Source organism: Nocardia brasiliensis (assembly GCF_011801125.1).
Lineage (GTDB): Bacteria > Actinomycetota > Actinomycetes > Mycobacteriales > Mycobacteriaceae > Nocardia > Nocardia brasiliensis_C.
The window spans coordinates 3,388,442-3,400,982 of sequence record NZ_CP046171.1 but is presented as its reverse complement, the minus strand read 5'-3'; the positions used below and the strand labels follow the sequence as shown (position 1 = coordinate 3,400,982).

The 12,541-nt window shown below is 69.1% G+C and carries 11 protein-coding genes; 4 read left to right on the top strand and 7 right to left on the bottom strand.

Annotated elements, in window-relative coordinates:
- Nucleotides 1-121 precede the first annotated feature (121 nt).
- Both F5X71_RS15495 and F5X71_RS15490 read left to right on the top strand, forming a co-directional pair.
- Entirely contained in the window at nucleotides 122-1,546 is a 1,425-nt protein-coding gene (locus F5X71_RS15495) for an MDR family MFS transporter (RefSeq protein WP_167462598.1), read from the top strand.
- Between the two features lie 135 nt (nucleotides 1,547-1,681).
- Nucleotides 1,682-3,643, top strand: coding sequence for an ABC1 kinase family protein (locus F5X71_RS15490; RefSeq protein WP_167462597.1), 1,962 nt, complete (start codon nucleotides 1,682-1,684; stop codon nucleotides 3,641-3,643).
- A 162-nt stretch (nucleotides 3,644-3,805) separates the two neighbouring features.
- On the opposite strand, the gene F5X71_RS15485 is transcribed toward F5X71_RS15490, so the two are convergent.
- Genes F5X71_RS15485 through F5X71_RS15475 form a run of 3 tightly spaced genes read right to left on the bottom strand, consistent with a single transcriptional unit; the run spans nucleotide 3,806 to nucleotide 6,399 of the window.
- Nucleotides 3,806-4,042 (bottom strand): 2Fe-2S iron-sulfur cluster-binding protein, encoded by a 237-nt coding sequence (locus tag F5X71_RS15485; RefSeq protein ID WP_167462596.1) that lies wholly within the window; start codon nucleotides 4,040-4,042, stop codon nucleotides 3,806-3,808.
- Nucleotides 4,039-5,376 (bottom strand): oxygenase MpaB family protein, encoded by a 1,338-nt coding sequence (locus F5X71_RS15480; RefSeq protein WP_167462595.1) that lies wholly within the window; start codon nucleotides 5,374-5,376, stop codon nucleotides 4,039-4,041. The genes F5X71_RS15485 and F5X71_RS15480 overlap by 4 nt, the downstream gene beginning before the upstream one ends.
- A 3-nt stretch (nucleotides 5,377-5,379) precedes the next feature.
- Nucleotides 5,380-6,399: an oxygenase MpaB family protein gene (locus F5X71_RS15475; RefSeq protein ID WP_167462594.1), complete on the bottom strand. Its 1,020-nt coding sequence runs from the start codon at nucleotides 6,397-6,399 to the stop codon at nucleotides 5,380-5,382.
- A gap of 95 nt (nucleotides 6,400-6,494) precedes the next feature.
- On the opposite strand from F5X71_RS15475, the gene F5X71_RS15470 reads away from it, so the two are divergent.
- Entirely contained in the window at nucleotides 6,495-7,112 is a 618-nt protein-coding gene (locus F5X71_RS15470; protein WP_167462593.1) for a TetR/AcrR family transcriptional regulator, read from the top strand.
- 46 nt (nucleotides 7,113-7,158) lie between these two features.
- Here F5X71_RS15470 and F5X71_RS15465 read toward each other — a convergent pair whose 3' ends face one another.
- The gene (locus F5X71_RS15465) at nucleotides 7,159-8,589 is read right to left on the bottom strand and encodes an amino acid permease (RefSeq protein WP_167462592.1); all 1,431 of its coding nucleotides are present in this window, start codon (nucleotides 8,587-8,589) and stop codon (nucleotides 7,159-7,161) included.
- A gap of 451 nt (nucleotides 8,590-9,040) precedes the next feature.
- Between F5X71_RS15465 and F5X71_RS15460 the strand changes: the two genes are divergently transcribed.
- Nucleotides 9,041-9,811 (top strand): siderophore-interacting protein, encoded by a 771-nt coding sequence (locus tag F5X71_RS15460; protein WP_167462591.1) that lies wholly within the window; start codon nucleotides 9,041-9,043, stop codon nucleotides 9,809-9,811.
- A 17-nt stretch (nucleotides 9,812-9,828) separates the two neighbouring features.
- On the opposite strand, the gene F5X71_RS15455 is transcribed toward F5X71_RS15460, so the two are convergent.
- The 3 genes from F5X71_RS15455 to F5X71_RS15445 all read right to left on the bottom strand — a co-directional run bounded on the left by F5X71_RS15455 (nucleotide 9,829) and on the right by F5X71_RS15445 (nucleotide 12,539).
- The gene (locus F5X71_RS15455; protein WP_167462590.1) at nucleotides 9,829-10,683 is read right to left on the bottom strand and encodes an alpha/beta fold hydrolase; all 855 of its coding nucleotides are present in this window, start codon (nucleotides 10,681-10,683) and stop codon (nucleotides 9,829-9,831) included.
- Between the two features lie 73 nt (nucleotides 10,684-10,756).
- Nucleotides 10,757-11,374 (bottom strand): TetR/AcrR family transcriptional regulator, encoded by a 618-nt coding sequence (locus F5X71_RS15450; protein ID WP_167462589.1) that lies wholly within the window; start codon nucleotides 11,372-11,374, stop codon nucleotides 10,757-10,759.
- A 112-nt stretch (nucleotides 11,375-11,486) separates the two neighbouring features.
- Entirely contained in the window at nucleotides 11,487-12,539 is a 1,053-nt protein-coding gene (locus tag F5X71_RS15445) for an ABC transporter substrate-binding protein (RefSeq protein ID WP_167462588.1), read from the bottom strand.
- Between the last annotated feature and the right edge of the window lie 2 nt (nucleotides 12,540-12,541).

Sequence of the window (12,541 nt, the reverse complement as noted above, 5' to 3'; positions counted from 1 at the left end):
ACCGCCGAGTCACGAACCACGGCCCTCGGTCACCCGCGGCGGAAAATTGCCATGCGGGAATAGCTCGGCCGACGATACGTTCATTGTTGGTGGTTAGTTGAGCAAACGAGAGGGGCCGCGCGTGGCGACCGAGACTGTGCAGTCGTCCGTGGGCCTTCGTTCCGAGCGCGGCGCCATTCTCGGCTCGTTGATGCTCGCCACCGGACTGGTCGCCTTGGACTCGACCATCATCGCCACCGCGGTGCTCACGATCACCAGCAGCCTCGGCGGATTCGCCCAGTTCCCGTGGCTGTTCTCCATCTACCTACTGGCGCAGGCGGTTACGGTCCCGATCTACGGCAAGATCGCCGACACCGTCGGCCGCAAGCCGGTCATTCTCTTCGGTGTCGCCGTGTTCGCGCTCGGCTCGCTGCTGTGCGGGCTCGCGACCAGCATGCTCGGCCTGATCATCTTCCGCGCGGTGCAGGGCATCGGCGCGGGCGCGATCCAGCCGATGACCATGACCATCGCGGGCGACCTCTACACCCTCACCGAGCGCGCCAAGGTGCAGGGCTACCTGGCCAGCATCTGGGCGTTGTCGTCGGTGGCCGGACCGCTGCTCGGCGGCGTGTTCGCCGACTACCTCAGTTGGCGTTGGATCTTCCTGATCAACCTGCCGCTCTCGGCCGTGGCCGGCTGGATGCTGGTGCGCAGCTTCCACGAAAGCGCGCCGCGCCGCAAGCAACAGGTGGACTATCTCGGCGCCGCGCTGCTGACCATCGGCGCGGGCGCGCTGATCCTCGGTCTGCTCGAGGGCGGACAGGCCTGGGCCTGGGGTTCGCCGATAAGCCTGGCCATCTTCGCCGGTGGCGCGCTGCTGCTCGTGCTGTTCGGGCTGGTGGAACGACGGGCCGCGAATCCGGTGCTGCCGCTGTGGGTGTTCACCCGGCGGGTACTCGTCGCGAGCAGCGTGATCGGCGTGCTGGTCGGCGCCATCCTGCTCGGATTGACCTCCTACGTGCCGACTTTCACGCAGGGCGTGCTCGGCACCGGCGCGCTCGTCGCCGGGCTCACCGTCGGCGCGCTCACGCTCGGCTGGCCGATCGCGGCCTCGCTCGCCGGAAAGGTGTACCTTCGCCTCGGTTTTCGGTCCACCGCGCTGATCGGCAGTGGACTGGCCACCGTTGGCGCCGCGACCACCCTGCTGATCAACGAGAACTCGACGCTGTGGCAGGTCGCGGCGTCGTGTTTCCTGATCGGCGCGGGCATGGGCCTGGTCGCCGCGCCCACGCTGATCGCCGCGCAGGCGAGCGCGGAGTGGGCCGAACGCGGCGTGGTGACCTCGGCCAACATGTTCGCCCGTTCCATCGGCAGCGCGGTCGGCGTCGCGGTGTTCGGCGCGATCGTAAACGCCAAGGTCGGCGACACCGATCATCCCGCCCCGGCCGCGCTGTCCTCGGCGGTGCACCTGGTGTTCGTCACGGTGACGGTGATGGCGGTGGTCATGCTGCTCGCGTCGGCCTGCATGCCCGCCCGCAAAACCGTCGACGCGAGCCCAGCCGCCTGATCACGAACAGTACTGTGCGGAGTCGGCGGACCGTTGTGCCGCACCGCTCCACCCTGAGGCATCAGGGTGTTCCCCGATGGTCAGCGCGCGGGGGCTGCGGCATGCTCGGCGCATGGCGAATCGCGGGTGGTCGTGATGACAGTGGTATCAGCGCTTTTCGTGCTAGCCGGGTGGGTGCTGCTGGTCTGGCTCGTCGCGAGCGTCGCCCGCCGGGTGATCGGGACGCCGGTGGGCTGGCCGCGGACGATGCTGCTGTCCGCGGTGTTCCCGGTGGCCGGGTCGGCGGCGGCGACCGCGTTGGCACGCCGGCTCGGCCTGGTCGACGACGCGGGGCAGATCGCCGCGCCCTGGGGCGCGGCCACCGTGGTGGTGCTGCTGTGGGCGTGGATCTTCGTCTTGCTGCTCGCGGTGCTCTACGTCGCCGAGATCATCGTGCCCAGCGGCTCGGTGCCCGGCCCGCTCGCGCTGGTGCGCCGCTGGCGGCGGTCGCGGCAGGAGGCGATCCGGTACCGGCAATTGCTCGGTGTACTGCTGCGGCACGGCCTGGGCGGCTTTCTGCTGCGCGGCTCGCGCGCCCATCCGGACCGCACCAGCGCGGCGGCGGCCGATCTGCGCGGCGCGCTCGACGACGCCGGTGTCACCTTCGTGAAGCTCGGCCAAATGCTTTCCACCCGAAGGGATGTCGTGCCCGCGGCGATCGCCGACCAGCTGGCCACGCTGCAGACCGACGCGGCGCCGCTGCCGTGGGCACAGGTGGAGTTGCTGCTCGCCGCCCAGCTCGGCCGTCCGGCCACCGAGGTCTTCGCCTCGATCGAACACGAACCGCTGGCCGCCGCGTCGGTCGGCCAGGCGCACGCCGCGGTGCTCACCGACGGCAGCCGGGTGGTCGTCAAGGTGCAGCGGCCCGGCGCGCGCACGCAGGTCGCCCGCGATCTGCAGATCATGGCGCGGTTCGCGCGCAAGCTCGAACGCGACGCGGCGTGGGCGCGGGAGATGGGCGTGACCGACCTCGTCGCCGGCTTCGCCGCCTCGCTGACCGAGGAGCTCGACTACACCGTCGAGCTCGGCAACATGCGCAATCTCGCTGCGGCGATGGCCGATTCGGCGATCACGATCCCGGTCGCGTACCCCGAGTTCTGCTCGCCCAGCATGCTCGTGATGCAGCGCCTCGACGGCGTCCCGGTCGGCTCGGCAGGCAAGGTGCTCGCCGGTCTGGACTCCCCCACCCGGGCGGCCGCCGCGGCGACCCTGCTGACGGAAACACTGCGGCAGATCCTGGTCACCGGCGTCTTCCACGCCGATCTGCACCCTGGCAACGTGCTCGTCGACGAGCGGGGGCGGCTGGGCCTGCTCGACTTCGGCGCGGTCGGGCGGCTCGACGAAACCGAGCGGCTGGCCATCGCCGCGTTCCTCGTCGCCATCGACGGCGACGATTCGGTCGGCGCGACCGACGCCATGCTGCGCCTGCTCGGCGAGCCCGCCGACTTCGACCGGCGCTCGTTCGAACGGCGGATCGGGCAGGTGATCGTCCGTTTCCGCGGGGGCTTCGGTGCGCGCGGCAGCATAGCGCTGTTCACGGAGATGATCGGGCTCATCGCGGCGGCCGGGTTCGCCATCCCGGGACAGGTGGCCGGTGTCTTCCGCACCCTCGCTTCCGTGGAGGGCACGCTGCTGCTGCTCGATCCCGCCTTCGATCTCTTGGTCGCGGCGCGGCACGCGAGCGAGGACATCCTCGCGCCGATGCTCGCCCCCGAACGCCTCGCGATTCGCGCCAAGGGCCAGGCACTGGCGGTACTCCCGGTGCTGCAACGACTTCCGGGACAAATAGACCAGATCAGCGCGGACCTGGCGGCGGGGCGCTTCCGCGTCGACGTGCGCGTCTTCGAGCACCCGGCCGATCGCGCGTTCCTCTCCGATCTGGCCCAGCGCCTGATCACCGCGCTGTTCGCCGCGGCCTGCGTCGTCGCCGCCGCGGTGCTCCTGGTCGCGGGCAGCGACGCCGAATTGTTCGGCGGCGTAGCGGTTTCGGCGGTGCTCGCCGCGGCGCTAGGGCTGGTCGGCGCCGTGCTGGGGATCAGGACATTGTTGCGCAGCTGATCGCCCCCTATCGGGCACACTCGTTCACGAGGGTGCTGCGATTGCCGGGGGCTGAACGATCAGCCGCGGTAAGCGTCGCGGATATCGCCACGACTCGGCGTTGCGTGGCGCCAGTCCGAATGGATCGACCAGCTTGCCGAACCCGTTGGCGGACAAACGAGCTCAAAGATCCAGCATCAACCCGGCGCCGACGCCACCCGGGGTGACACACGGACGAATGACGCGCGGGGGCACCGCGACAACGCGAGTTTCGCAGGTACCACAGATACCGGCCCGGCACAGCGACGGAATCGAGACGCCCGCACGCTCCAGGGCTTCCAGCACGGTGAGCTCGGGCGGGACCGTGACGGTCCGGCCGGAGCGATGCAGCCCCACCACGATCGGGTCGGGCCGAATCATCGGACGGGGCAACGGTTGAGCCCCGCCGCCGAGTTGTCGTGCTGGTCGTAGGGCGTGCCGTAGATGCCGACGCGGGCGGCGAGCAGCTTGGCCACCTGGGTGTTGCGCCGCCACACCGGATCGTCACCCGCGGCGCGGCGCGCCCTGCGCTGCTCGGCGCCCGGCAGTTTGTCGTCCAGGGCGCGCAGCCGGACGTCGAGCCCGGCCAGCACGCCCGTCAGCGCGGCCCACGGCTGGATCGGCACGCTGTGTAAAGGCGTGTCGCGCAGGAGTTCTCGCACCAGTCCGGCGCTACTGAAGTAGGCGAGCAAGCCGACGAGCGGTGCCGTCGCCTGGACCTTCAGGCGATCGGCGAGCCCGACGCCCGCGAGTCGATGCGTCGCCGCACCCGCCATGTTCGCGGTCCACTCCGGCGCAGTGCCCGCGGTCGCGACCATGTAGTCCGACATCTCCAGTCCTTCGATCGCCGAACGCGGGATCAGCTCGTCGGCCACCCCGAAGACGTAGGCGATGTAGGCCCAGTAGTGCATCACGGCGTTCAATTGGTCTTCGGTGCACGGACGTCCGTTGGCGTGGTCGAAGCACATCGGGGACAGCCCGAACGTCACGGCCGCGCCCATCATCGTGCTGTTCGAGATGGGGTTGCCGTGCACGGCGAAATGCTCTGGGCCCCAGGCCCGGCGCAGGCCGGCGCGCACCTGCGCGTGCATCAGCCGCACCCGCACCGTGTCCTTGAACACCGGCGACCACCGGTCCATCCCGCCGCGCACGGTGACGTTGCGGAACCAGGTGGCGGTCTCCAGGTTTCGCCGGTACGGGTCGTTGACGAAGCGGCCGGTGGCACCGGTCGCCGAAGCCACCTCCGCACCCACGAACGTGCCCATGAAGTCCTGCACGCCCATCGCGAGCTTCCCCGAGGTGGACACGTTGATCCACAGGCGACGGCCGCGCTCCCACAGCCGCGGGTCATACCAGTCCGGCGGCTGATCCAGGCTCTCGAACAGCGAAACCAGTTCCGGCGGTGCGTCCGGCACCGTGTCGATGCCGTGGTCGAGCGCCTGGTCGAGCAGGCGCCTGCCCGCGGCGGTGCCGATCCTGGCGAAGGCGGCGACCAGCCGATCCATCGGCTCGTCACCCTGCCAGAGATGGTCGGCCATCAGGCGGGTGCGCGGTGTCTCGACCGGCACCGGCCGCACGCGCAGCCAGGGCGACAGGATCGCTTTTCTCGGCTCGTACCACAGTTCGGAGGCGACGGCGCGCGGCGGTGCCGGCCGCAGCGCCATCCCCGGCCGGTAGTAGTAGTCGTAAGGATGGTCGGTCTGCACTTCGAGCATCGGTCAGAATCCTGTCAATTGGCGGAATCTCGTCACCGGCGTGCTTCCGTGATCGGCGTGCACCGGGCAGTAGTGCTTAGGGTCGTCGCGGTCCTGCGGTGCGGGCCACAACAATTCGGGCGCCTCGGGCGGCGGCAGCGTCGCGGGGCGCGCGCCGCGGGCGCGCCGTCGCCCGGCCCGGATCCGCGGGAAGAAGTAGCGGATCTCGTCGGGGGTCAGCCGATTCATCGCGGTGAACAACGCGCACCAGCGCTCGAACCAGAACTGATCGCGCTCGGTCCAGTCGAAGCCCATCGTGCGCCGGATCGCCGGATCACACAGCCCGATGGTGACGAACTGGTAGAACCTGGCACCGGCCGGGCGAACCAGCCTGTTCCACAACGGTTCAGGCAGCATGTTCACGATCGGGAACGGCGGCACCGGCGCCCGCTCGGCCAGCCGATACACCTCCCACGCGGCCTTGGTCGGCTCCAAGACGTTCTCGCACATGTCGTTCCAGTACTCCTGGAACTCCGGCCAGCTCTTCGGCACGACACGCATGCTCATCCCGTACATCTCGTACCACTGGTACTGTTCGCGCCAGAGCTGCTCGCGTTGCGCGGGCGTCAGCCCGCCCATGAACAGCTCACCGGCGCGCAAGGTCTGCACGAAGAACACCGCGTGCGCCCAGTAGAAGGTCCCGGGGTCCAGGGCGTGATAGCGCCGCCCCCGCTCGTCACGGCCCTTGATGGTGCGGTGGTAGTCGACGATCTCGCGCGCGGTGCGCTCGGCGCGCGGGCCGTCGAACACCACGCCGACGATCGGATACGCCGAACGCAGCACGCGCTGATAGAACTCGTCCTGGATCTGCGAGTGATACTCGACGCCCGCGCCGAGACCGGGGTGCATGTTCTGCACCATGCCGAGGAACAATCCGCTCGGCGCGAAGTACAGCGAGCCGAAGATCTTCCAGGTCAACGAGTCCGGGCCGAGCGGAACAGGTACACGGCGACCCTCGTGCACCACGTCATTGTGTGCCACCATGAGTCGATGCTGACACGAATAAATACTCGCGTTCAATTCGTCTTCTGATGCCGCCGAGGACCCGGAAAACCCCGCGCCAGCAGCGCTCTCGCGCCATGGTGGCGCGCATCGTCGACGCGGGTCAGCAGGTGTTGATCCGGCATGGCTACGACGGCGCGTCCACCAATCGCATCGCCGCGGCGGCCGGGGTCAGCCCCGGCTCGCTGTACCAGTATTTCCCGGACAAGGACGCGATCGTCACCGCCGTCATCGATCGATTCAATACCGAGGTCGCCACCGTGGTGCACGGCGCGGTGCTGGCGAATCTGGGCCGACCACCCGAAACCGCCATTCCCACAGCGATTTCCGTGCTGCTCGACGCCCTCGGCGAGCATCCGGCGCTGCTGCGCGCGGTGATCGAGCAGACGCCGCGGCTCAGCGGGGCGGACACGGTCTTCGCCTTCGAACAGCAGATCGGCGGCATCGCCAGGGCCGCGCTCGCGATGCACAGCGCGGCGCTGCCCGACGACGTCGACTTCGATGCCGCGTCATGGCTGCTCGTGCGCACCGTCGAGCATCTGACGATCCGCTATGTGCTCGACCAGCCGCCCATCTCCCGGGAGCGGTTCCTCGCCGACATCACCAGGCTGATGCTGAACTTCTTCAACCCCGCGCCGAGCCGCTCACCTGCGCAAAGGCCCGCGTCGCGCCGGTCACGAGCCGAACGCGAGTAGTGCGCCGGGCCCGCGCCGCGCGGCGGACGCGGGCCCGGCCGCTGTCCTACTTCTCGGCGGCCGTCGCGGCGACGCGCGAACCGAGGCGCGTCAGGCCCAGGTAACCGGCCGAGACCAGCACCGCCCACACCAGGCCGACCACGAGCGCGGTGCGTCCGCTCTCGGTCCAGAACAACAGCACGACCACCAGCGCCAGGAACGCCAGCGCCGCGATGGTGGTGTACGGGGCGCCGGGCAGGCGGTAGTCGGTGACGGGCAGCTCGCCCCGCGCGACCTGCGCCCGGTAGCGCAGGTGACAGACCAGGATGATGCCCCAGACGAAGATGATGCCGATGGTGCTCACCGAGGTGATGTAGGCGAAGGCCTTGTCCGGCGAGATGACGTTGACGATCACGCCGATCACCATCGCGCCCGCCGAGGCGCTGATGCCGACGTAGGGCACCTGACGCGAGCTCAGCTTCGCCAGGGCCGATGGCGCCTCACCGTGCATCGACAGGGTGCGCAGCATGCGCCCGGTCGAGTAGATGCCCGAATTGCACGACGACAGCGCCGCGGTCAGCAGCACGAAGTTGATGATGCCCGCGGCGCCGGGGATGCCGATCTGCTGGAACACCTCGACGAAGGGACTCTTGCCCTCGTGGAAGGTGCGCCAGCTCGCCACCGACATGATCACCAGCAGCGCGCCGACGTAGAACAGGCCGATGCGGAACGGCAGGGTGTTGATCGCCTTGCGCAGGGTCTTGCGCGGGTCACGCGCCTCACCGGCCGTGACACCGACGAGTTCGACGCCGACGTAGGCGAACAGCACGATCTGCAGCACCAGCAGCGACTGCCCGAAGCCGTTCGGGAACACGCCGCCGTCGGCCCAGAGGTTGGTGACGGTCGGGTTGGCGGCGTGACCGAAGCCGATGAGCAGCACGCCGATACCGAGCAGAATCATGCCGATGATCGCGGTGACCTTGATCGCGGAGAACCAGAACTCGCCCTCACCGAAGAGCCGCACCGAGATCAGATTCGCCCCGAACATCACGGCAAGCACCACCAGCGCGGTGAGCCACGGCTCGATGTCGAACCAGTACTGCACGTACTTGCCCGCGACCGTGATCTCGGCCATGCAGGTGGCCACCCACACCGCCCAATAGGACCAGCCGGTGACGAAACCCGCGAAGCGGCCGAGGAATTCGTGCGCGTACTCGGCGAAGCTGCCCGACACCGGCCGATAGGTGAGCAACTCCCCCAGCGCACGCATGATGACGAAGATCGCCAGACCCGCCGCGAGGTAGGCCAGGATCAGCGCGGGGCCCGCCTGCTCGATCGCGCCGCCCGCACCGTAGAACAGGCCGGTGCCGATCGCGCCGCCGATCGCGATCATCTGAATGGTGCGCGGGCTCAGGCCGCGCGCGTAGCCCTCCGAGTCGCCCGTGCCGGTGTGGTCCAGTGTTCCCGCGTCCGATACTTCACGGTCGGCGGCTGTCATAGTGCGGTCCTTCTCTCTTGCGGCAAACGACGCGACGGCCGGGATCGTCGGTCGGTGACCCCGGACACATAACATGGGATCATCGCATGTTTGCGCGTCGGCCGACACGTCACGCTACCGGTAGCACCACGCGGCACTACCCCGCGCGGTACCGGGCATCGCCGTATACGCAGGTGGGCCGCGTGTGATCAGTCGACCGGACATCAGGAAGCCGCGCCGAACCCACGGCCGCGAACACCCGCGGAAGCAGTTTCAGTTCCGCCGCAACGCCTTCCGCACTTTTGCGCAACGCGCCGCGGAACACGGCGCCGAGGCCGAGCCATTCCGCGGCGACGACCGCTCCCGGGCACCGCGTCGACGGTTGCTCCGAACGCCGCGCCGCGCGGTTCACGATCACCTAGGAGTAGGGTCAGTAAGGTAACCCTAATTCTAATCGTGGGAGGATTACCCTATGGCCCGACCTCGCACCACCCTCACCGTCCAGCGCACCGAGTGGCTGAGCCCGCACCTGATCCGGGTCCACCTCGGCGGACCCGGTTTCGCCGCGTTCAAGGACAACGAGTTCACCGATTCCTACGTCAAATTCATCTTCGAACGCGACGGCATCGAGGTCCTGCGCACCTACACCGTCCGCTCGGTCGACCAGGAAGCGGGCGAGCTCGCCGCGGATTTCGTGTATCACGGCGCCGAGGGCATCGCGGGACCGTGGGCGGCCGAGGTCGAGCCCGGTGCGACCATCGACCTCTACGGCCCCGGTGGCGCGTACGCGCCCAGGTCCGACGCCGATTGGCATCTGCTCGCCGGCGACGAGGCGGCACTGCCCGCCATCGCCGCTGCGTTGGAAGCCATGGACGCGGACGCGGTCGGCTACGCGTTCGTCGAGGTGGCGGGCCCGGATGACGAACTGCCGCTGCGTAAGCCCGATGGCATCGAGCTCACCTGGCTGCACCGCGGCAGCCGCGCACCGGGCGAGGTGCTGGCCGAGAGCGTGCGCAGCGCGCCGTGGAAGGACGGCCAGGTCCAGGTCTTCATCCACGGTGAGGCCAAGGCGGTCATGCACGACCTGCGCCGCTACGTGCGCAGAGAACACAATGTGCCCGCCGAATGGGCGGCGTCGATCTCGGGCTACTGGCGCAGCGGACGCACCGAAGAGGGCTTCCGGGAGTGGAAGGCCGAGCTCAAGGCCAAAGACGCGGCCGAGCCCGCGGCGGCCAAGGGCTGAGATCGGAAGGCAATGCGTCAGGGTGCCGGTTCCCGCAAGACCTGACCGATCGCCGTGCGGGTCGCCGTGACGTATTTGCCCGGCTCGGCCAGGAAGACATCGTGCGCGGCGTCGAGTTCGATGACCTCGGCGCCGAGCAGCGCGGCCAGTTCGCGCTGATCGGCCGGTGGCACCGCCCCGTCGCGGGCGGTGACCACCACCGCGGTGGGCAGCCCCGCGAGTGCGGCCGCGTGCGGCCGGAAGTCGAAGGCGTACTCGGCGAGAATCACGTCGACGATCACGCGCGGATGACAGTGTCCCAGTTCGATATTCAGCCACGGCCATAATCGGTCCACCTCAGGAACCCGCGCTCGCGCCTTGCGGAAATAAGCCAGCGGCAGGGTCCGGCCGATGCCCGCGCTGAGATGCGCGAGCGGCCGTAACCCGCGGAAGAACACCCGGCCGATCTGGTCGGCCCGGCTGTCGAAGGCCATCGCGGTCGCCGCGAACACCAGCCCGCGCACCCGATCCTGGTGGCGCCGTGCGAATTCCAGGCCCACCGGTCCGCCGAGCGAGTACCCGCACACCACCACCCGATCGATGCCGAGCGCGTCGAGCACCGAGGCCGCGTCGTCGGCGCATCGGGCGATGTCGAAGCGTTCGTCGGCGGCCAGCGGCAGACCGCGGCCGTGTCCGCGCATGTCCAGCGCGACGAGCCCGTGTTCGGCCGCGACCGAGGGCATCAGGTGACAGAAGTTCACGTCCGCGGTCAGCGCCCAACCATGGAGCAGCAGAACGGGATCGGAGCCCGGCACGAACCGCACCGCGATCGTCGACCCGTCGGGTAGCACGATGGTCCGGCGTGGCGGCAACCCGGCCGGTTCCTCGACCACGCCCCCACCACCGCGTTCAGCACCCCCCGAAAGGCTCGCCATCACCCGAACGACGGTAGCCGATCCGCCCGGGTCAAGACACGGGTAACGCATCCGCGGCCCGCTGGATCGCGGGCAGCCGGGTGGGGTCGGCGAGCAATCCGGCCATGGCGAACTCGACGATCTCCGCCGGGCGCACCGCGATCTGCGGCAGCGCCAGGGCGTCGAAGAGCGCCTGGACCAGGCGCGCACCGGAGACCGGATCCATCGCACGCACGTCACCCTCGCGCTGACCGGCGCGCACCAGGTCGATGACGACCCGATCGAGCCGGGTGACCAGCTCTAGTTCGGCGGCGAAGCGTTCCCTGGTCAGCTCCTGGGTGGTCAGGATGGACGCGAGCACGTAGGGCGACTCGTGCAGGTGCTCCAGCGCCGCACGGAGCCAGCGATGCAGCTTCACCACCGCGGGCGCCTCGAACGGCGCGAGTTCGTCGGCCAGCGCCAGCGGGCGTTCCAGGCCGAGCCGGACCAGGGCGGCGAGGATGTCGTCCTTCGCGGAGAAGTGCTTGTAGATGGCGGGTTGGCGCACCCCGACGGCGGCGGCGATGTCGCGCGTGGAGGTGGCCGCGAAGCCGCGCACGGCGATGAGCTCGGCGGCGGTACGCAGGATGCGTTCGGCCGCCGGGCTCGACCGGAACGGAGGCGCGCTCATGCGTCCCAGGCTAACGGCCGTACGGTTCGCCCCCGGGCAAGGCGGTGCGGTTGCGTGCCCATACGACAGCGGGCCACCCCGGATACCCGGGATGGCCCGCCGTCGTCGCGCGCTACTGCTTCGGAGCGCGCAACGCCTCCTCTACGAACTTGGTCGTGTAGGTCTGCGACAGGTCGATCCGGTCGCGGACCGGCCGCACGTTCTTCGAGTACTTGCCGAGGATATTCAGCACATTCTGGGCGCCTTCGAGTTTCATCAAACCGTCGCCGTTGAACATGCCGATCGAGTCGCGGATGGACTGGACGTAGAGGTCCTTGCCCGCGCTGGCGTACTGCGGCGGCATCTTCGCGGCGATCTCCTCCGGGGTGTGCGCCTTGATCCACTGCAGGGTCTGCACGAACGCCGCCGCCAGCTTGCGCACGATGTCCGGGTGCGCATCGATGGTCGCGCAGCTCATGTACAGCGAGGTCGCCGGGTAGAGACCGCCGAGCGCGGCCCTGGTACCGGCCTCGGTGCGCATGTCGACCAGGATCTCGGCCTCACCGGAATTGACCATCTGCGCCACCGTCGGGTCGGTGGTCATGCCCGCGTCGATGCCGTTGTGGTTCATGCCGGCGATGAACGTCTGTCCCGCACCGACTTTCACCCGGGTGTAGTCCGCGGTGGTCATGCCCTGCTGGCCGGTGAGCGCCTGGGTGAGGAAGTCGGTCGAGGAGCCGAGCGAGGTGACACCCAGGTTCTTGCCGCGTAGATCGGCCGTGGACCTGATCGAGTCCGCGTCCACCTTGGACACCAGCTCCACCTCGCCCGGCACATCCGAGAGCTGCACCACCGAGCGGATGCACTGATCCTTGGCCTGCAGGTCGATGGTGTGGTCGTAGAAGCCGACCACCGCCTGCACATCGCCGGTGAGCAAGGCGGTCTCGGCGTTCGCGCCGGACTGTTCGCCGAGCAGCTTCACATCGATGTCGTTGCTCTCGAAGTAGCCGAGCTGCTGGGTGAGCATGGCGGGCAGATAGATCACCTTCTCCAGCCCGCCGACCATGATGGTGATCTCCGGGCGCCCGTTCACCATCGGAATGTGGCGCGAGTCCCTGCAGCCCGTGGCCAGCAGCAGCGCCGCGACGGCCAGCACGACGATCGTCACCTGCTTGCGATACCTCATGC

Coding starts and splice junctions, on each gene's coding strand:
- F5X71_RS15485 (WP_167462596.1), bottom strand. CDS start 4,042: ATGATTCGGCCCGACCCGATCGTGGTGGGGCTGCATCGCTCCGGCCGG.
- F5X71_RS15460 (WP_167462591.1), top strand. CDS start 9,041: ATGGCCCGACCTCGCACCACCCTCACCGTCCAGCGCACCGAGTGGCTG.
- F5X71_RS15470 (WP_167462593.1), top strand. CDS start 6,495: ATGGTGGCGCGCATCGTCGACGCGGGTCAGCAGGTGTTGATCCGGCAT.
- F5X71_RS15450 (WP_167462589.1), bottom strand. CDS start 11,374: ATGAGCGCGCCTCCGTTCCGGTCGAGCCCGGCGGCCGAACGCATCCTG.
- F5X71_RS15490 (WP_167462597.1), top strand. CDS start 1,682: ATGACAGTGGTATCAGCGCTTTTCGTGCTAGCCGGGTGGGTGCTGCTG.
- F5X71_RS15465 (WP_167462592.1), bottom strand. CDS start 8,589: ATGACAGCCGCCGACCGTGAAGTATCGGACGCGGGAACACTGGACCAC.
- F5X71_RS15480 (WP_167462595.1), bottom strand. CDS start 5,376: ATGCTCGAAGTGCAGACCGACCATCCTTACGACTACTACTACCGGCCG.
- F5X71_RS15475 (WP_167462594.1), bottom strand. CDS start 6,399: ATGGTGGCACACAATGACGTGGTGCACGAGGGTCGCCGTGTACCTGTT.
- F5X71_RS15445 (WP_167462588.1), bottom strand. CDS start 12,539: ATGAGGTATCGCAAGCAGGTGACGATCGTCGTGCTGGCCGTCGCGGCG.